This is a genomic window from Candidatus Poriferisodalis sp., assembly GCF_965214215.1.
In the GTDB taxonomy this organism is placed as follows: Bacteria; Actinomycetota; Acidimicrobiia; order Acidimicrobiales; family Poriferisodalaceae; genus Poriferisodalis.
In genome coordinates, this window is sequence record NZ_CBDCBD010000003.1 from 173,164 (window position 1) to 192,821 (window position 19,658).

General features: G+C 66.8%; 11 protein-coding genes. 6 read left to right on the forward strand and 5 right to left on the reverse strand.

What is annotated here, in order from left to right; all coding sequences use genetic code 11:
- The first annotated feature begins 194 nt into the window (after positions 1-194).
- From ACOOF5_RS03380 to ACOOF5_RS03395, 4 genes are all read left to right on the forward strand, one after another.
- Positions 195-3,611 (forward strand): pyruvate carboxylase, encoded by a 3,417-nt coding sequence (locus ACOOF5_RS03380; protein ID WP_420436625.1) that lies wholly within the window; start codon positions 195-197, stop codon positions 3,609-3,611.
- A gap of 294 nt (positions 3,612-3,905) precedes the next feature.
- A complete protein-coding gene (locus ACOOF5_RS03385; RefSeq protein WP_420436225.1) occupies positions 3,906-5,255 on the forward strand; it encodes an IS1380 family transposase in 1,350 nt (449 codons plus the stop codon).
- 232 nt (positions 5,256-5,487) lie between these two features.
- The gene (locus tag ACOOF5_RS03390; protein WP_420436627.1) at positions 5,488-6,807 is read left to right on the forward strand and encodes an aromatic ring-hydroxylating oxygenase subunit alpha; all 1,320 of its coding nucleotides are present in this window, start codon (positions 5,488-5,490) and stop codon (positions 6,805-6,807) included.
- Between the two features lie 38 nt (positions 6,808-6,845).
- Positions 6,846-9,506 (forward strand): GcvT family protein, encoded by a 2,661-nt coding sequence (locus ACOOF5_RS03395; protein ID WP_420436629.1) that lies wholly within the window; start codon positions 6,846-6,848, stop codon positions 9,504-9,506.
- 54 nt (positions 9,507-9,560) lie between these two features.
- Here the strand turns inward: ACOOF5_RS03395 and ACOOF5_RS03400 are convergent, their stop codons facing one another.
- Positions 9,561-10,769 (reverse strand): acyl-CoA dehydrogenase family protein, encoded by a 1,209-nt coding sequence (locus ACOOF5_RS03400; RefSeq protein WP_420436631.1) that lies wholly within the window; start codon positions 10,767-10,769, stop codon positions 9,561-9,563.
- A gap of 118 nt (positions 10,770-10,887) precedes the next feature.
- Here ACOOF5_RS03400 and ACOOF5_RS03405 point away from each other — a divergent pair, with 118 nt between their 5' ends.
- Entirely contained in the window at positions 10,888-12,192 is a 1,305-nt protein-coding gene (locus tag ACOOF5_RS03405; protein WP_420436633.1) for an acetyl-CoA hydrolase/transferase family protein, read from the forward strand.
- Between the two features lie 8 nt (positions 12,193-12,200).
- Here the strand turns inward: ACOOF5_RS03405 and ACOOF5_RS03410 are convergent, their stop codons facing one another.
- Positions 12,201-13,088: an SDR family NAD(P)-dependent oxidoreductase gene (locus tag ACOOF5_RS03410; RefSeq protein ID WP_420436635.1), complete on the reverse strand. Its 888-nt coding sequence runs from the start codon at positions 13,086-13,088 to the stop codon at positions 12,201-12,203.
- 164 nt (positions 13,089-13,252) lie between these two features.
- Here ACOOF5_RS03410 and ACOOF5_RS03415 point away from each other — a divergent pair, with 164 nt between their 5' ends.
- A complete protein-coding gene (locus ACOOF5_RS03415; RefSeq protein ID WP_420436637.1) occupies positions 13,253-14,467 on the forward strand; it encodes an amidohydrolase family protein in 1,215 nt (404 codons plus the stop codon).
- Positions 14,468-14,500: 33 nt separating this feature from the next.
- Here the strand turns inward: ACOOF5_RS03415 and ACOOF5_RS03420 are convergent, their stop codons facing one another.
- From ACOOF5_RS03420 to ACOOF5_RS03430, 3 genes are all read right to left on the reverse strand, one after another.
- Complete coding sequence (locus ACOOF5_RS03420; protein ID WP_420436639.1) at positions 14,501-15,955, reverse strand: hypothetical protein; 1,455 nt, start codon at positions 15,953-15,955, stop codon at positions 14,501-14,503.
- Positions 15,956-16,290: 335 nt separating this feature from the next.
- Positions 16,291-17,799 (reverse strand): phytoene desaturase family protein, encoded by a 1,509-nt coding sequence (locus ACOOF5_RS03425; RefSeq protein ID WP_420436641.1) that lies wholly within the window; start codon positions 17,797-17,799, stop codon positions 16,291-16,293.
- Positions 17,800-17,803: 4 nt separating this feature from the next.
- A complete protein-coding gene (locus ACOOF5_RS03430; protein WP_420436643.1) occupies positions 17,804-19,657 on the reverse strand; it encodes a DUF3556 domain-containing protein in 1,854 nt (617 codons plus the stop codon).
- Position 19,658: the final 1 nt, after the last annotated feature.

A 19,658-nucleotide genomic window follows, 5' to 3' on the forward strand; every position in this document is an offset into this window, starting at 1 on the left:
CGATGCCGAGCTAGCTGCTATTGGCTGCGGTGCCGACGAGCTCTTGGCGATCTGCGGCGTTCATGACGGAATCCCTTATGAGCGCCGCAGATCGTTATGAATCAGGCGAGTCGGACTCATGCGCTGCTGCTGCATCTACGTGAATTGGGACTGGAATCAGGCGCGAACATGAAGTCTGAACGCCGGAGGTTGTCATGAAGAAGCTCCTGGTGGCGAACCGGGGCGAGATCGCCATCCGCGCCTTCCGGGCGGCCACTCAGCTCGGCATCCGGACCGTCGCCATCCTTCCCGTCGAGGAAGAACGCAGCGGGGCCCTGCACCGGATCAAGGCCGACGAGGCATACGTCATCGGCGAAGAGGGTCGGCCGGTGCGGGCCTACCTGGATCACGAAGCCATCGTGTCCACGGCTGTCGAGGTCGGCGCCGACGCCATCTACCCCGGCTACGGCTTCCTGTCTGAGAGCCCAGCGCTTGCCGACGCATGTGCTGCGGCAGGCGTGACCTTCGTGGGACCGAGCGCCGAGGTACTGCGCCTGACCGGCAACAAAATGCGGGCGCGCGAGGCAGCCGAGGAGGCCGGCCTTCCGGTGCTGCGCCAGTCGGTTCCAGTCGACGGCGTGGCAGCCGACATCACGAACACGGCAGCCGCGATCGGCTACCCGCTGTTCGTCAAGGCGGCCTCGGGAGGCGGAGGCCGGGGCATGCGCCGCGTGGAGCGCCCCGACGACCTGGCCGAGGCGGTCGAGGCCGCACGCCGCGAGGCCCACAGCGCCTTCGGTGACGGCACGGTCTTTCTGGAAGAAGCCATGACCGACGTGCGCCACATCGAGGCGCAGGTCCTGGCCGACAGCGGCGGCAACGTCGTGCACCTCTTCGAGCGGGACTGCTCAGTCCAGCGGCGCTTCCAGAAGGTGGTCGAGATGGCTCCAGCCCGCGACCTCGGTGACGGGGTGCGCCAGCAGCTGCTCGCGGACGCCGTCCGTTTCGCCGAGGCAATCGGCTACGTCAATGCGGGCACGGTGGAGTTCTTGGTCGATGCGGGTGGGCGCCATGTCTTCATCGAGATGAACCCGCGCATCCAGGTCGAGCACACGGTGACCGAGGAGGTCACCGACATCGATCTCGTGGAGTCGCAATTGCGCATCGCCTCGGGTGCCACCCTTGCCGATCTCCGTCTCAGCCAAGAACGCATCAGCCTGCGCGGCGTCGCCATGCAATGCCGGGTCACCGCCGAGAACCCGGCCAACGATTTCCGGCCAGACACAGGCCGCATCGTCGCCTACCGTCCCGCCAGCGGCGCCGGGGTGCGCCTCGACGGCTGCGTGTACCAGGGCGTCGAGATCACGCCGCACTTCGACTCGATGATCGAGAAGATCACCTGCCGGGGCCCCGACTTCGACACGGTGGTCCGTCGCATGCAGCGCACCCTGGCCGAGTACCGGGTGCGAGGCGTCTCGACGAACCAGCCGTACCTCCAAGCGATCCTGGCCGACTCGCAATTCCGGGCCGGCCCGGTCACGACCACATTCATCGACGATCGACCGGAGTTGACCGCTGCCTCGGTCGGCGCCGACCGCGCCACTCGGCTGCTGCGCTACCTGGCCGACGTGACCATCCACCAGCCTCACGGTCCCGCACCTACCGACGTCGATCCCGCCACCAAGCTGGGGGTCACACCGCGTACACCGCCAGCGGGATCCCGCCAGCGCCTCGATGAACTCGGACCGGCGGGCTTCGCAGCCGACCTGCGGGCAACCAGCGCCGTGGCAGTCACCGACACCACGCTGCGCGATGCCCACCAGTCCATCCTGGCCACTCGCCTGCGGACCATCGACCTCGTGGCCGGCGCCCGCCAGATGGCCCATGACACGGCTCAGCTGCTCAGCATCGAGTGCTGGGGCGGCGCCACGTTCGACGTGGCACTGCGGTTCCTGCACGAGGACCCGTGGGAGCGGCTGAGGCGGATCCGCGCCGCGGCGCCCAACATCTGCACCCAGATGCTGCTGCGAGGTCGCAACACGGTGGGCTACTCGCCGTACCCCGACACGGTGGCCCATGAGTTCGTGGCTGAAGCGGCTGCGTGCGGCATGGACATTTTCCGGGTATTCGATGCGTTCAACTCCATCGACCAGATGCGACCCGCTATCGAGGCTGTGATCGACGCGGGAGCGGTCGCCGAAGGCACGATCTGCTACTCGGGCAATCTGACAAGCCCGGACGAGGACCTGTACACGCTCGACTACTACTTGGGAGTCGCCGAACAGCTCGACAGTGCCGGCACCCACATCCTGTGCATCAAGGACATGGCGGGACTGCTGCGCCCGCCGGCAGCAACGACGCTAGTGAGCGCCTTGCGAGAACGGTTCAGCCAGCCGGTGCACCTGCACACGCACGACACGGGCGGCGGTCAGCTCGCGACCTACCTCGCTGCGATCGATGCCGGGGTGGATGCCATCGACGGCGCCGCTCCGCCGCTGTCTGGCATGACATCGCAGCCGTCGATTGCCTCGATCGTGGCGATGACCGACGACACCGAGCGAGCGACCGGCCTCAGCCTCGACGCCATCGGCGACATGGAGCCCTACTGGGAGGCAGTTCGCCGCGTGTATGAGCCGTTCGAAGCCGGCCTGCCATCGCCGACGGGCACCGTGTACCGCCACGAGATTCCCGGCGGGCAGCTGTCCAACCTGCGATCGCAGGCCAAAGCGCTCGGCATCGGTCACCGGTTCGAGGAAGTGGAACGGCTCTACGCGGCGTGCAACGAACTGCTGGGCCGTCCGATCAAGGTCACGCCGTCATCGAAGGTTGTCGGCGATCTGGCACTGCACATGGTGGCCGCGGGCGTCACCCCCGACGAGTTGGCGGCCGATCCAGCCGCTGCCGACCTGCCCGACAGTGTCATCGGATTCCTGCACGGCGAACTCGGCACACCGCCTGGCGGCTTCCCTGAGCCGTTCCGCTCCCGAGCCACCGAAGGCCGTGACTGGGCCCCCAAGACATCCGATCTCAGCGACGACGACATCGCCGGATTGGCCGGTAATCGTGCCGGCACGCTGAACCGGTTGCTCTTCTCGACGCCGTCGGCAGCGCAGACTGAGAACACCGAGCGTTACGGCGACCTCTCGGTGCTGCCGTCGCTGCTGTTCTGGTACGGGCTGGATCCGCACGCCGACGACACCGCGGTCGCGCTCGGCCCAGGTGTGCGGCTGTTGCTCGGGCTGCGATCCATCAGCGAACCCAACGACGAGGGCATTCGCATGGTCAGCTTCCGTGTGAACGGTCAACCCCGGGATATCGACACGCTGGATCGCACAGTGGCCGCCGACCGCCCATCCCATGCTCGAGCCGACCCGAGCGTGCCCGGCCAGGTGGCGGCACCGTTCCGGGGCTCGATCAATGTGTCTGTGGCCGAGGGCGACCTGGTGAGCACCGGCGAGGTGATCGCGGTGATCGAGGCCATGAAGATGGAGTCGTCGATCTCGGCGCCGGTGACAGGCACCGTCGTCGCGATCACAGCAGCGCCAGGGGCTCTGCTCGAACCCGGCGATCTCATTGCCGAGATCCGCCCTGCGGGCCGCTCGGGAAGCCCGGAGACCGAGCACGACACTTGAGGCTGAGCCGAGAGACGAGACCTCAGCACGAGCGGTCCGTCAGCGCGGTCACATGAGCACGGGGAAGACGGCCGGGGAAGGACCGCCGCAAGATCATGGCCGTGGCGTTCCCGCCGCTGCGACCCGAGAATCCCGCCCATGTCCGCGCAGTAATGTTCGGAATGGGCACACTAACCCTGATTCTTCATGGGGCTGTGGGTCGGTGCGGTGTGGGTCCGCGGAAAAGCCCCTCTGACCTGCGACGATGCATGGCGTTGAGTCAAGCATCAGCGAGTTCAGGGGGGCATCTCCGAGGTGAAACCTACCAGTGTCACGAACGCGCAGTTGACAGGCGGCGGGGACCGGGTTGTTTGGGGTGCGGGCCTGTTCGCGCTGGGGCGGTTCGCGGACCGTGTGGGGCTGACTGAAGCGCTGTCGGCGGCGGTGCCCGCACGCGGGGAGCGTGCTCCGGTTCATGACCGCGGCGCGGTTTTGGTTCATGCGTTGTTGGTGCTGGCGGGCGGCGGTGAGGCGTGCACCGATATCGAGTATCTGCGCGCTCAGCGTGAGCTGTTCGGCGAGGTGGCGTCGGACTCCACGCTGTATCGCACTCTCACCGGTCTGGGCCCCGGCGGCGGTGCGGCGCTGATGAGCGCAGCGGCAGCGGTGCGCTCCGGGTTGTGGGCCGGTCACGATCGTGGTCGCCCGCTGGTCCTCGACGTCGACTCGACATTGGTGGAGATCCACTCGGAGAACAAAGAGGGCGCAGCGCCGCATTTCAAGGGCGGCTACGGGTTTCATCCGATGGTGTGCTCGACCGCGGACGGGGAGCCGCTGTGGGTCAAGCAGCGGGCGGGCAACGCCGCCGCGAACGACATCGCCGATCATCTCGAAGTCATCGACGCCGCGGTGTCGATGCTGCCCGAGCCCGACGCGGCAGGGCACCGCCCAGGCGACGACAGCGAGCTGGCGCAGCGTTCGCTGGTGGTGCGCATCGACGCGGCGGGCTGCTCGGCGAAGCTCGCGAAAGGACTGCGGGACCGCAACATCGGGTTCATGGTGTCAGCACGCTCGACGCCCGGCATCCAAGCAGCGATCCGCGGCGCTTTGGGCGACCCGGGCCGCTGGCACAACGCCGCCAAGAGGCCCCGCCAGCGCAAGCCCGGCCGCGCTCAGGTCGCGGACCTCACCGACCTCGTCGACCTGCCGGGCTGGCCCGCTCGAACCCGGCTGATAGTGCGCCGCGAACCATTGCATCCCGGCGCGCAGCGCAGCCTGTTCGGAAGCGACAACTACCGATACTGGGGATTCCTCACCGACCGGACCGGCGACACAGCCCAGCTCGACCGTCTCATGCGCTCACACGCCGACGTCGAGAACGCCATCTGCCGGCTCAAAGACAGCGGCCTGGCCCGCATGCCGTTCACCGACTGGCACGCCAACAGCGCCTGGGCGGCCCTGGCCATGACCGGCCTCGCGCTCGTGGGATGGTTCCAGACCCGCTGCCTCACCGGAACGCTGCGCCGAGCAGCCCCCAAACGGCTCCGCTGGCAGCTGTGGCACCTCCCGGCGGTCGTGTGCCACAGCGCACGACGCGTCCTGCTGCGGCTCCCCCAACAACACCCCGGCGCCCGAGCCCTGCTCGCCATCGCCCACCCCCGCTGACCCGCCGCGGCACCCGAACTCGACGATGCCCGCACCAGCGGGCCGGCTCCGCCGCGCCCCCGAACACGCCCCACAGCATGCCCACACCCAAATCGGAGCCAAAAACAGCCCGGCCGAGCCCCGGCCCGCACCCCGACAACCTCGACACGACAAATCAGGCCAACCGGCATGCCCAAAAGACGACTCGCGGCATTCTCATGAATAATCAGGGCTAACGGGGCAAGACAACGGCATGGCAGCAGATGGGACACAGCCGGAGGCTGATCTGGCACAGCCGAGGGCTGATTGGACCCAGTCTGGATCCGAATTCTGGGCACCCCAGCGCAACCCGGTGGAAACGTCGTTCGCCATGCAGCCGACCGTGTACGCCGACGAGAACTTCTTCGCAGCCGAGCAAGAGCGTCTGTTCGGTCGCGGATGGGTGGGAGTGGCGTTGACGTCAGAGGTCGCACAGCCCGGCCGGCTGCTGGTGCGCTCGATCGGCGGACGCTCCATCCTGCTGACCCGGTCCGAGGCCGGAGTGCGTGGCTTCCTGAACTCCTGCCGTCACCGCGGCACCGAGCTCGCCGAGGCCGATTGCGACATTGCCAACACGATCCGCTGCCCGTATCACCGCTGGCACTACAGCGCGGACGGCCAGCTCGTGGCTGCACCGCTATTCGACACGGTGCCCAGGGACGACTTCGACATGGCCGACTACGGGTTGATTCGGGTGCGCACCCAGACGTGGGGTCCGGTGGTGTTCGCCTGCCTCTGCGAGGACACTCCGCCGCTCGGCGAGTGGCTCGGCGACCTTCCCCAGCGAATGGCCGCGTACCGATTCGACACATGGCAACCGGCGGGGATCGAGGGGGCGTCATGCACGTTCGACGTCGCTGCGAACTGGAAGCTCCTCGCCGAGAATTTCGCCGAGTACTACCACCTGGCCTGGGTGCACCCGGAGTTGGCCAAGGTGTCGCGGGTGGCAGACCACTACCGCTACCAAGGACCGGGCATGTACTGCGGGCAGACCACCACGCCGGTGTCGGGAGACGAGCGTGACGACTGGCTGAAGCTTCCCCCCGCGGCGGGGCTTGACGACTCCGACGCCGCCAGCGGCAGATTCCTAGCCCTGTTCCCCAACGTGACGCTCGCAGTGCTGCCGAGCCACATGTTCGTGATGATGCTGGAACCTCTGAGCGCAGGTCGCACCCTCGAGCACTGCACGTTCCTGTTTCCTCCAGGTCCGATGACAGCGGGCGAGCCGTCTGCCGAGCTGCGCGAGTTGTTCGAGATCACTCGACGCTTTTGGATCGAGGTGAACGATGAGGACATCGATATCTGCGAACGGGCCCAGCGCGGCATTTCAGCGGGCGGAGCGCCGCCCGGACCGCTGGCCCCCCGATTCGAGGAACCACTGAACCGCTTTCACAAGATGACTGCTGACCTGATGACGCTCCCTTGCGTCGCCGACCTGCCGGTGCCCGCAGGCGACCGCCCGGGGAGCGTCGACCTCTACGGCGGCGAGCCGAACCCCCTTCCGCCCGCCGCGGAACGCGACGCTTCGACGTAATCGATGCGATCTTTCCCAGTCCGCGAGACTCCACAGCGATGACCGACCGAGTGCAGGCCGTCGTGATCGGCGGCGGCGTCGTGGGCGCGTCGGTGCTCTTTCACCTGACCCGTGCCGGCTGGACCGATGTGGTGCTGCTGGAACGCTCTGAGCTGACAGCGGGCTCCACGTGGCACGCCGCTGGCGGCATGCACCCGATCAACTCCGACCCGACCGTTGCACAGTTGCAGAAGTACACGATCGACCTGTACCGCGAGATCGAAGAGCTCTCGGGCCAGGACTGCGGCATCCACGTGACCGGTTCCGTCTTTCTGGCTGACACCCACGAGCGTCTCGACTGGCTCCGGATGACTGATGCGCGAGGTCGCTACCTCGGCATCTCCTCGGAGATGATCTCGAGCGACGAAGCCGCCCGCCTGATGCCCATCATCGATCCCGGTCAATTCGTCGGCGCGATGCACGACATCGACCATGGCCACGTCGACCCAACCGGAGTGACGTACGCCTACGCCAGAGCCGCGATGTCAGCGGGAGCAGAAGTTCGCCGACACACGTGGGCTCGGCGCATCGAACGCACCACTGATGGCGCCTGGCGGGTCGGGCTGTACGACACCTCCCGCGGCGATCTCGCCGGCACATCGGTGACGACCGATCCCGACGGCTGTGACGACTGGATCGAGGCGACGCACGTCGTCAACGCCGGAGGCTTGTGGGCGCGCGAGGTCGGACGCATGGTGGGCCTCGAACTGCCTGTGCTCGCCATGGAGCACACTTACGTGATCACCGAGCCCGTCGCGGAGATCGTCGCTCACAACGAGCGAACGGGCGAAGAGCTGATGGGCTCGATCGATTTCGGCGGCGAGATCTATACCCGACAGGAAGGACAGGGCCTGCTCGTGGGCACCTACGAGCAGGCTGCAGTCGCCTGGCAGCGCCGGCAGACGCCGTGGGACTTCGACAAGCGCCTGCTGACGCCCGATCTGGAGCGCATCGCTCCCTCGCTCGACACCGCGTTCAGGCACTTTCCGGTGCTTGCAGATGTCGGCATCGCCCGCGTCGTCAATGGGCCCTTCACCTTCGCTCCCGACGGGAACCCTCTCGTCGGCCCGATCCGGGGCTTGCCGGGGTTCTGGTCCGCGTGCGCTGTGATGGCAGGCCTGTCCCAAGGCGGCGGCGTGGGCCTCGCGCTCGCCAACTGGATGACCGGCGGCGATCCAGGATTCGACGTGTGGGCCATGGACATCGCCAGGTTCGGCGACTGGGCCACCCGCTCTTACACCGCGACCAAGGTGAGCGAGAACTACCGGCGGCGCTTCAGCATCCGGTTCCCGAACGAATTCCTCGGAGAGGGCCGCCCGCTCGCAACCACCTCCATATACGAGGACCAGCGGGCGGCCGGAGCAGTCTTCGGCGATGCCTATGGCCTCGAAGTGCCCCTGTGGTTCGCACCCGAAGCGGGAGCTGTCGAGGACGTCACCTTCGGGCGCTCCAACGCTTGGCCCCATGTGCGATCCGAGGTGTACGCCGTCCGCAACGACGTCGGTCTCATGGAGACGTCGGGATTCGCCAAGTTCCTGGTCGAAGGGCCCCGAGCGCGGGCGTGGCTCACGCACCTCACCGCGGGAAGACTGCCGCGGCCGGGCCGCATCGCGCTCGCCCCCATGTGCAACGAGACCGGGAATCTCACCGGCGACCTGACCATCGCCTGCCTGCCCGCCGCGCACGGATCCTCCGACGGGCCGTGGGGGACCGTGACCGGCGGCGCTACGGGGAACGCGTCGACCGGTGAACGCTTCATCATCTTCGGTTCGGGCGTCGCCGAGCGGTACTACGAACGCTGGTTCGACGCAATCCTCCTCGATTGGGCAGCCACGGCGCCAGATGGACCGGCTTCGGCAGCCACAGCACGAGGTGACCCGGTGCGGCTTCGCACACTCGGCACTTCGCTGTGTGGGGTGGCGATCTCCGGGCCCAAGTCCAGGGCGCTCTTGGCAGAGGTCACCGACGCCGATGTCAGCGGCGAGACGATGCCGTTCGGCAGTTTCACCGAGCTCGACATCGGCTGGGCGCGCGCATTGTGCGGACGGTTGAGCTACACGGGAGAACTCGGATACGAGCTGTGGATGGATGCAGGCCACCTGCAGCACGTGTTCAACCTGCTGGTCGCGCACGGCGCTGCGCACGGCCTTCGATTGTTCGGCCTTCATGCCTTGAACTCGCTCCGACTGGACAAGAGCTTCGGCAGCTGGGCCCGCGAATACCGGCCCACCTACGACCCATTCGAGGCAGGTCTGGGCCGCTTCGTCAGGTTCGCACGGGCCTCCGACGACGGAACAGATTTCGTCGGGCGGGCGGCCCTCATCAACAAGTACGGCCTCGGCGAGGTGCCGAGCGGGTACGTGCACGCTCCCGCTGACGCGATGGCGCTGCGCACATGGGCGCTCGACGGGCCCGATGATGAGTCAGGGTTCGACGCTGCCGGTGACGAGCCCATCTACTGCGACGGAGAGCCGGTCGGCTGGGTTACCTCGGGCGGTTTCGCTCATCACAGCAACGTGTCGGTCGCCATGGGCTACGTGCCAGCCGAACTTGCTCATGAAGGCGTCCAATTTGACATAGAGATCGTTGGCGAGCGACGCGCCGCCCGTCTTGTCGACGGCTGCCTCTGGGATCCTGAAGGCACCGCGATGCGCCGCTGATCAAGACACCGAGATTCCCGCGCCGCAGCTTCGCTCAACGGCACAACCCATTGCTCAGTCGAGCAGGGACCTGCTGATCACGACATCCTGGATCTCGGTCGCGCCGTCGACGTAGTGCGTCAGCCTCGAGGCGGCGAGGTGGCGCGGCAGGGGATGATCCCGGCGCGCGCCGACGGCGCCCATGACCTGCATGCAGTCGGCCAGCCTGCGCTCGGCCACTCGGGTCGCGAACTTCTTGGCATGAGCTGCGTGAACCCCGGCGGAACGACCCTCGGCAATCCCAAGCGCCGCTCGATACGCAAGCAGGCGAGCCGCTTCGAGATCAGTGGCCACGTCGGCCAGCCGGAACCGGACCCCCTGGAGGTCAGCGATTCTCCCGCCGAATGCCTGGCGCTCGCGCACGTAGGACACTGCGGTAGCCAGCCCGGTGCGCAGCATGCCGCAGCACATAGCCGCAACCAGCACCCGGGCAATGTCGATGCCTTCCATCGCAGCGACGAAGCCCTCGCCGACGGGCACCATCACGTCTGCGTCGGACACGCGGCAGCCGTCAAATGAAATGCCGTTGGTGCCGATGCCGTGTGCGCCGCTCAGTTCGTAACCCTGCGAGCGCTCGATGCCGTCGGTGCTGCCGTCGACGAGGAAGGTGAGGATGCCTCGATGACCCGCATCAGGATCAGATTGTGCGTACACCGACAGCAACTCTGCTGCGGTGCCGTTGCTGACCCAGGCCTTCTCGCCGTCGAGCACCCATTCGTCGCCGTCTCGGCGCGCCGAGGTGGTGATCTTGGCAGCGTCGCTGCCGACGCCTGGCTCGGTGAGCAGGAAGGCGCCCAGCTGCTCCCCGCTGGTGAGCGACGACAGCGCCCGATCTCGCAAATCCGCCCCAGCGCGCCGGCTGACGGCACCCGCCAAGTTGTTGTGACACACCAGCGCGAAGGCGACGGCGAAATCCGCGGCGGCAACCTCCTCGAGAACACGCGCCAGCCCGATCTGGGTCATGCCCGATCCGCCGTCGCCGGTGGGCACCAGCAATCCGCACAGCTCGTGGTCGGCCGCGCTCGCAAAGGCTTCGACCGCGAAGCGCCGGTCTCGCTCCCACGACTCGGCGCGCGGCGCGACATAGTCGCGAGCCCACGACGCGGCACGATCGATTACTGCTCGATCGTCCGCCTCCACTGAGGCGTCGGCCACATCGGGTGTGAGCTCCTCGACCAGTTCCAGTGCGGGCATCGTGCTGAGATCGGCTGGTTGGGTCGTCATGAGCAGGAATCTTGCCACCGTTGGTCGCACGTCTCCGCTCTCGTTCGCAGCGTTCCCGGAGCGCTTCGCCTCCTACAGTTCGTCCGGATATCCCCAACGCAAGAGGAGCAGCACGGCCATGAGTTCGAAGAGTCGTCTCGACAACGCCGGCAGTCGTGCTGGCACCCAGATTGGGGTCGACGATGCGATCGGGCGCATCGGGCGCAGGTCACGCGTCTACGTCGCGCAGGGCTCGGCCACGCCCTTCGGCCTGCTCGCCGCAATCGACGCTGCACACGACCGCTTCGAGCACATCGAGTTCGTCAGCGCCTTCCTGCTCGACCGCCCTAGCCCACTGGATCATCTCGGCAATCCATTCCGCTGGACGTCGCTGCAGCCCAGCGGTGCGTTTCGCGACGTGGGAGACAACCCGAACTTCAGCGTGGTCCCGGCCAGATACTCCGACATCACCGGGCTCGTCGGACCCGGCGGCGGGTTGGAGTCCGACGTCTTGGTGTGCCAAGCCAGCCCACCCGATGCAGATGGCGCCATGAGCCTCGGCACCGGGGTCGGCGGTCATGTCGAACTGCTGCAATCCGCCTCGCTGGTGATCGCACAGGTGAATCCGCAGATGCCTTATGTCTGCGGCGAGGGCGAATGTCACCGAACCGACTTCGATGTGCTCGTCGAGGTTGACGAGCCCCTCGCCGAGTTGGCGCCCGCTGTCGTCGATGAGACCGCTGAGGCCATTGCTGCCCACGTCGGTCAGTTCATCGGCGACGGGACCACACTGCAGTTCGGCATCGGCTCGATCCCCGATGCGGTGCTCTCGAGCCTGACCGACCGTCGGCACCTCGGACTGCACGGCGGCATGATCAACGACGCCTGCATCGACCTCATCGACAGCGGCGCGGTCGACAATCGCCACAAGGGGCCGCTGGGCGATGGCGTGAGTGTCGCCGCAGAGGTGATGGGCACCCGTCGGCTGTACGACTGGGTCGACCGCAATCCGGCGGTGAATCTGGTGAACGGAACACTGAGCCACGGCATCGAAGGCATCGCCCAAGTACGCAACTTCGTGGCGCTGCAATCGACCGTGCAGATGGCGCTCGACGGTTCAGCCAACTCCGAGATGATCGGCGGCCGCTACATCTCCGGACCAGGCGGGGCTCCGGACTTCGCATTCGGCGCCTGCGTGGCGACCGGCGGCCGAGCCATCGTGGCGATGCCGTCCACGGCGGCAGGCGGGCGCATCTCGCGCATCGTGCCGCACCTCGAACATGGCGCTCCGGTGACGCTGCCCTCCTATGTGGCGGACATTGTCGTGACCGAGTTCGGCGCGGTAGAGCTTCGGGGGCGTTCGCTCGGCGAGCGAGCCGAGTTGCTCATCTCGATTGCCCACCCTGATTTTCGTGACGAGCTGAACGAGAACCGTCCCCGCTGAGCCCTCTGTCAGAGGCGGCGGACGGATGCTGTCTTGCCGGTGGTGCCGTAGGCCATGCCTGACATGCGGTGCAGGTTGCGGGAGTTGTGCATCTTGCCGTGGACGCGCGGTCCGGCGGCGAGCATCGCGCCGTCGACCACCAACTGCTGGCCGCTCACGAATTCGCTGTCGTCGCTGGCGAGGAACAAGGCCATCGCTGCGATGTCGGTGCCCTCGCCACGGTCGGGCCATGGCTGCAACTCGGCCATGACCTCTTCGGCCTGGGCCTCGTTGCCGCTGTGCATCAGCGGAGTGAAGATCAGTCCCGGGCAGATGGCATTCACCCGTATGCGATGTGGCGCCAGCTCGAGCGCGGTCGTCTGAGCCAGGCTGATGACGGCCGCCTTGGCCGCCGAATAGGCCTGCGGGCCAGCGCCGCCGCCTACCCCGGCGATCGATGCCGTGTTGATGATCGAGCCGCCAGTGCCTTGGGGAACCATGACCCGCGCAGCGTGTTTGGTGCCCAACATCACCGACCGCACCAAGATCGCGAACGTCTCGTCCCAAGCGTCCACCTCCAGCTCGGTAATGGGTCCAAACGCCCCACCGATGCCGGCGTTGTTGAACACGACATCGAGCCGGCCGAATGCCTCGACCGCCAATTCGGTCATGGCGGCCACGTCGTCTTCCACCGAAACATCCGTCCGTGTGAAGCGGGCGCGATCGCCGAGTCCGGCGCTGGTCAGCTCCTCGATGAACGCATGCCCCGCGTCGGCGTTGAGGTCGCCGATGACGACCGAGGCCCCCTCGGCTAGGAATCGCTCGACTGTCGAGCGTCCCATGCCGCTCGCGCCGCCGGTGATCACTGCGGCTTTTCCAGCCAACCGTCCTGCGGGATTGCCGCTGCTCTCGCTCATCGTGCTGTCCTCCCCTGATGCCGAATGTGACGCCGCGATTGTGGCCGATGTGACGTCGCTGCGCCTAGGAATCGCCGAGCGGTGCCGGTTCGCCGCCGTTCCGCTGACGGCCGAGCCGGGACGTGAGAGAATCCGAACGGGTATCAGGGTTTACGGGGGAAATCATGACCACGACCGTCCAGCAACAGATCACCGCCGAAGGCGGGCAGCGCCACATGCACGAGGTGCACAAGATCGCGCACGCCGGCGCAGTCGACGCCGACGGCCACATCCTCGAGCCGCCCGACCTGTGGGAGGAGTACCTCGAGGATCGCTACAAGGACCGGGCGCTGCGCATCGAGATCGAGCCGGAGCGCGGCCTCGAAGTGCTCATGATCGACAACCAGCGAAGCAAGCTGGCCCGTCCCGGCATGGTCTCGACGCTGGGCGCCATGGGCGCAGCCGATCTGCCCGACATCATGTTCAACCCGGATCGCACATACGCGGGAGAGATCCCCTTCGGCGCCATGGACCCTCACCAGCGAATCGAGCTGCTCGATGCCGAAGGCCTCGACATCGCGGTCCTGCTGCCGACGATGGGGCTGCTGTGGGAAGCCGAACTCGAAGACGCCGAGCTGAGCCAGGCGTACACACGTGCCTACAACCGGTGGATCTGCGAGTTCTGCCGGGATCACTCCGACCGGCTCGTTCCCGTCGCCCATATTTCGCTTACCGATCCTGTCGCCGCAGCGGCCGAGCTGCGGCGCTCAGTAGCCGACGGAGCACGCGGCTGCTTCGTGGCGCCGTTCACCCATTCGACGCGTCCGCTCGGCCACCCCGACCACGACCCGGTATTCCAAGCTGCGCAGGATCTCGGCGTGCCGTTCGCCATCCATCCCACGTTCGAGCCCCAGTGGACCAAGGGCACTCGAATGGGCACCTGGGAGCATGTGCGCGAGCTGCGTCTCACGGCGTCGATGACGGCGTCGGACGGTGTGCGGCACCAATTCGTGTCGCTGTTCGACTACGGCGTATTCGATCGATTCCCTGAGCTGAAGGTGCTCGTGCTCGAGTCAGGCGGCGGCTGGCTCGGCTACTGCCTGGATCGCATCGACGCCGTGTACGGCCACACCTACACGGGCACTCGGGTGCCGCTCGAGATGAAGCCCAGCGAGTACTTCATGCGGCAGGTGTGGATCTCGTGTGATCCCGATGAACGCTCGATCCCCTCGCTCGCACAGCGCTACGGGTACGACCGGTTCATCTGGGCCAGCGATTTCCCCCACGCCGACCACACGCCGGAATACGTGCTCGACCTCGACGAGCTCGTCGACATGTTCCCTGCGGAGCGACAGCGGGCCTTTATCGGAGACAACGCCCGCCGCGTGTTCGACCTGTAGGGCTGGCCGCCTGCTCATGCAAGGAGCACCGGCCTACGGCGATTCGATGGTGACCGTCTTGGGCGGGAAGTACAGGCCGTCCTGAATGGCACGGTCGCCGAGGGGCTCGCTCAAGGTGATCGTCACCGAGGTCGGCGGGTTGCCGGGACAATTTGCGCCGCCGGCGACGGGCACCACGGCGAACGACACCACCACGGCATCGTCGGTCTCGACAACCTCGGGGCCTCGCAGCGCCTCGCCCATCTCACGACCGTTGGCACAGCCCTGTTCGGTGACGAGCAGCATGATCTCAGTGCCGTCCGGGCCGGGCAGATTGTCGGGGTCCAGTTGCACTTCGACACGGCCGAGGCCCTCGGGCAGGACTACAGCAGGCTCGCAGCGCGGCCCGGAGCCCTCCCCCGCCCACAGCCACCGGTCGCCGCGGCGCTCGACCGCTGCGCTCTCTTCCCACTCGCCGCCGTCGAGTACGAAGCGCACCAAGTCCTCGCCGATGTGGACGACGGCCCAGTCGCCCTGGGCCAGCGGTCGGGGCGACGGATCGACGAGGCGTGCTTCGAGCTCGGCCCGCAGCACGTCGACGGCAGGGTGGTCGACCTCATCGATCGACTGCCATGCAGTCAATTCCGAGTACGGCATCGGGGGCGCTCCCCAGCACCTGACCACGGGATCGGGGTCGTTCAAGTCGGGCAGCACCTGCAGCGATCCGGTGGGCGGCGGGGCCGTGATCGTCAACTCGACGCAGACGACACCGAGTCCGAACTCTGGCGGCACTGTTGCTGCAATCTCGGCCAACGCACCCGGAGGCGGGTTCACAACATCCAGATTCACCCGGTTCCGCTTGACGTCGATGCCGTAGCCGTAGATGCCGAGTTCTTGATCCCACGTCGCGCTGCTGATCTGCTCCTCCGCGACGATCAATTCGCCCTCGCTGAATGTGACCTGCACTACTTCGAGGACAAGATCGTCACGCTGTCCCAGAGGGGTCATGTCTTCGACGTCGCCGTACTCGGTAGACGGCGGTAATGCCGACAACGCCGCTGTGTGCTGCTCGGTGTCGTCGGTGAAGCCGACCATCATCGTTCCGCCGTTGTCGCGGTCGAGCCAATAGCCGCCGAACGTGTCGAACTGGCTGCCATAGTCGGTGACCGCTGCCGGAAACCCAGACGGATAGTTCTGAGTGGTACGCAGAGGGCCTGGCATCGTTGACGTGATCTGGTCGACGTTGTCGCAGTTCTCAAGCCCGGATCCGTCGATGCCCTCCGGAACGGACTTGGCGCCGCCGACGTCCGGGCCGTCAGCAGATGTGGCGACGGCTTCACCATCGGTGCTGGCTGTGCCGCTCGTCGTCGCCTCGGCCCGCACTGATAGGTCTTGGCCGATTCCACCGTCAGGCGACCCTCCGCCGCATCCGGCCAAGACAGCCGCCAACAGCGCAGCCGCCAGTGTTCGACGCGCATTCGGAACCCCACCATCGGTCCGATGCACCATGCCTACTCACAGTACGGCAGCCAGCGATCAGCGAGAGCGCGGTTCAAACTCGGGTCAGCAATCAGGATTTCTCGCTCTCGGGCCGGACAAGCTGGGCTGTCATGGAGCGGCTGGGCATCACCGCGGCGGTCTCGCTCGACCGAGACTTTCGGATCTACCGGTACGGCTCCGGACGACGCAAAGCCCTCCGAATCGCGCCCTGACGCAGCTGCCGGCCCGTCGCCGATAGGCGCCGGCGACGTCAGGCGGTGCTGGGGACGCGGCACACCTTCATGACTTCGTCACCGAGGTGGTTGATGGCCCTTACGGCGATGTGACCCGCTGCGGTCCTCGGATCAAGGCTCTGCCGGTCGGCGCGAGGGCGGGTTGTATGCGGCCAGAGCCCGGGTGGCGGCGTTGGCACCGCAGAGGCCGTGTGCGCCTGCGCCTGGCGGGGTGGACGCCGAGCACAGGTAGGTGCCTGGCACGCCGGTGAAGTAGGGATCGCGAGCGACACGGGGTCGAAACAGCAGCTGGAGGGGTGACGACTCACCGCTCAGGATGTCACCGCCGATGTAGTTCGGGTTGTACACCGACATCTCAGTGGTCGAACGCACTGCCATGCCCACTACCTGGTCCCGAAAGCCGGGCGCAAACCGCTCGATCTGGGCGATGATCGCCTCGGTGGCGTCGCCGTCGTAGCCGTGGGGAACGTGGGCGTAGGTCCACAGCGGATGAATGTTCCCGACCGAGCGGCCGGGATCGGCTCGGTACTGCTGGCCGACCAATACGAAGGGCCGCTCGGGCATGTGGCCGCGGTGGGTGGCCAGTTCTCCGGCCATCACTTCGGCTGCATCCCCACCGAGGTGCACCGTGCCGGCGTCGGCCACGCCCGGCGCCCGCCAAGGCACATCGCCCTCGATGGCGAAGTCGACCTTGAATGCTCCGGGCCCGTGGCGGTAACGCCGGTACGCGCGGGCGACTCGAGGCGGCAGCCGCTTTCCCAAGATGTCGGCGGCTGCCGACGGAGACACGTCGAGCAACAGCAAGTCAGCCGGTGGCAGCTCGGCCGCCGACCCGACCCGCACACCGGTCTCGGTTCGGCCGCCGTGCGCCGCCAAGTCTGCGGCCAGCGCGTCGGCGATGGCTTGGGATCCACCTTCGGCGACGACCCATCCATGCGTGTGGCCCGCGGCCAAGATCATGAGGCCGACCGCGCTCGTCATCGGATGATCCAGACGCCAAAACGTATGTGCAGCAACTCCCGCCCACAGTGCTCGTGCCGCTTCGCCGCGCCACAGTCGGCCCACAACGGCTGCGGGGGTCAGCGCCGCCATGCCGAAACGCGCTGTCAGCACCGGAGCGCGCGGCACCTCGAGCAAGGGCCGGCTGATGTCGGCGAAGAGGCGGTCGAAGTCGGAGGTCAGCGAAGTGAAGAGCCGATGCCAGCGCGCCCCGTCGCCGCTCAGTCGCCCCGCCTTCCGAGCGCAACTGGCACCGCTGCGTCCTGCTGTGCGATGCGCCGCGTCGCCATCAAGACCAGCGGCCGTGTCGTCGATGGACTGGTACAGCAAGCCGGCCGAGCCGTCGTCGAGGGGATGGGCACAATCGACGATCGGCGCTCGCCAGCGCAAGCCGAGCCTTGCGAGGTCGAGCGAGCGCAGGAATGGCGACGCCGCAGCGATCGGGTGAACGGCCGAGCACTGGTCGTGAACCAGGCCCGGCACAATCATCTCGGCGCTCCTGACGCCGCCGCCGATCTCGGGCGCCGCTTCGAGCACCGTGACCTCGACGCCGGCTCGGGCCAGGTGCACCGCGGCGGCGAGCCCGTTGGGTCCGCTGCCGACGACTATGGCCGATGTCACTGCATCATCCGCTGTCTACGGCACTCCGCCGAGGGATGAGCCAGGTCCCGTCGTGGGCGATGGACGGCACCTTGCGCGCATTGCCGGGATGGGGCACGCCCTGGGGCTCATAGCCCTCCTGGCGCCACGTCACCGTGTGGGGGATCGGACCGTCGGGCAGCCACGGCTGGCTGTTGTAGGCGTCGTCGTGACGGTAGAAACCCTTCTCCACGGTGCCCAGCGCCGCGTCGATGACGCGGTACTGCACGATGTTGGTGAACGCCGGCCGCGATTCGGTGAACACCGCGATGACGTCGCCGGGCTCGTACTCGCAGCGCTCCTGCCAGGCGGCGATGAGCCGCTCGTCGAGGCAGTGCCCGTCCCCGAAGTTCCAGCCCGTCAGCACGTTGCTCAAGAACTCGCCCTCGCGCTGGATCCGCTTGTCGAGATCGTCAACGTGGCACATCAGACCCGAGATGTGCATCCGGCCCATGGGATGCATCATGCGGAACGCAACAGCCTTCTGAATGAAGATCTCGGAAATCTCGGGGCCGAACAGGGGCTCGAGCTGGTCGATTTGATTGTCCGCGGACTTCACGATCTTGTCGTTGATCCGGTCTTCGATCTCCTTGTTGCGCAAGGAGAACGTGGCCGCCGACCAGTTGCCCGCGTACTGCTTCATCCCCACAAGGAACGACACGTGCTGGGGCGCCAGCGCACCGAGGACGATGGGGAACAGGGCAGCAACCAGCACCGTGACCAGCAACACCGGCTCCATGTCCCAGGGCGCGTAGCCGTCGCTGGCATGGAAGTTCGAGAACAGGAACGCGGCGCAGAAGATGAAGAACACGTTCCACTCCAGCGGAACCGCCAAGGGGAACGTCGAGATGATGAACGTGTGCAGCATCCAGATCGAGATGATCGCTATCCACGTCGCCCATCCCCACGGGGAGAACAGCAGCACCAGCGGCATGATCAGCTCGCAGGTGGTGCCGCCGATGTGCGCCAGCAGGTGCGTCGTTCTCGACGGTCGGATGTCGTTCGGGTAGTCCTTCACGGTTGCCTTGCGGAACCTGTCCCACACGACCCAAGGCGTGTTCTGCACCATGATCGACACCGTCGAAGAGAAGCCGTGCTGCATCTTGGAGAATCCAGCGCCCATCCAGATGATGACGATGAACACCTTCGCCGCGATGACCATGTCGACGAAATTGGAGAACAGCGCGAAGCACAGCAGCGTGGGCACGTACTGCTCAGCTCGCGACGACAGGAAGATGATCTTGTCGCGCAGGCCCATCAACAAGATCAGGCCGCAGTAGATCAGCACCGCCCACTGCGGCAGTACCCCGGCGCTGCCCTCGGGCAACCCGTCAACAGGCTGAGGCGACAGCACGAGCAGCAGAATCAGGCTGGCCAGGATCAGCTTGTACAGGCCGGTGTCCCATGGCGTGCGTCGGTTGCCCTTGGTGAGCGGCACGCGGTTGGGGTACGGCGGGACGCGCAGCGTGTCGTTTTGCCACCAGTAGAGGATTCCGCCGATGGGCGGATCGAAGTGGAACGCCAGCGGGCCGCAGGTGGCCGCCAATCCCGTGACCTCCAGCAGGATCGTCCAGATCATCAGCTTCTGATACAGGATCGGCTCGTCCCACCAGCCGCCGATGTCGTTGAACTCGAGCCCCGCAGTGAAGGCGCCGGCGACGATGAGCCCGAACAGTGCGTACAGGAAGATCTTCCACGCGTAGAACGTGCCGGTCTGCTTCGGCGTCCCGAAGCCGTGTTCGACCCAGTGGAGCTGGAGCAGCTTCATCCGTTCGAAGAACGGGATCTTTGCGAATTCGTCCAGATCCACGTCGGGCAGCTCTGCTGTTCGATACCCCATG

Bases quoted from the DNA above. Each gene is read 5' to 3' on its own strand.
- ACOOF5_RS03380 (WP_420436625.1), top strand. From the start codon at position 195: ATGAAGAAGCTCCTGGTGGCGAACCGGGGCGAGATCGCCATCCGCGCC.
- ACOOF5_RS03390 (WP_420436627.1), top strand. From the start codon at position 5,488: ATGGCAGCAGATGGGACACAGCCGGAGGCTGATCTGGCACAGCCGAGG.
- ACOOF5_RS03395 (WP_420436629.1), top strand. From the start codon at position 6,846: ATGACCGACCGAGTGCAGGCCGTCGTGATCGGCGGCGGCGTCGTGGGC.
- ACOOF5_RS03400 (WP_420436631.1), bottom strand. From the start codon at position 10,769: ATGACGACCCAACCAGCCGATCTCAGCACGATGCCCGCACTGGAACTG.
- ACOOF5_RS03405 (WP_420436633.1), top strand. From the start codon at position 10,888: ATGAGTTCGAAGAGTCGTCTCGACAACGCCGGCAGTCGTGCTGGCACC.
- ACOOF5_RS03410 (WP_420436635.1), bottom strand. From the start codon at position 13,088: ATGAGCGAGAGCAGCGGCAATCCCGCAGGACGGTTGGCTGGAAAAGCC.
- ACOOF5_RS03415 (WP_420436637.1), top strand. From the start codon at position 13,253: ATGACCACGACCGTCCAGCAACAGATCACCGCCGAAGGCGGGCAGCGC.
- ACOOF5_RS03420 (WP_420436639.1), bottom strand. From the start codon at position 15,955: ATGGTGCATCGGACCGATGGTGGGGTTCCGAATGCGCGTCGAACACTG.
- ACOOF5_RS03430 (WP_420436643.1), bottom strand. From the start codon at position 19,657: ATGGGGTATCGAACAGCAGAGCTGCCCGACGTGGATCTGGACGAATTC.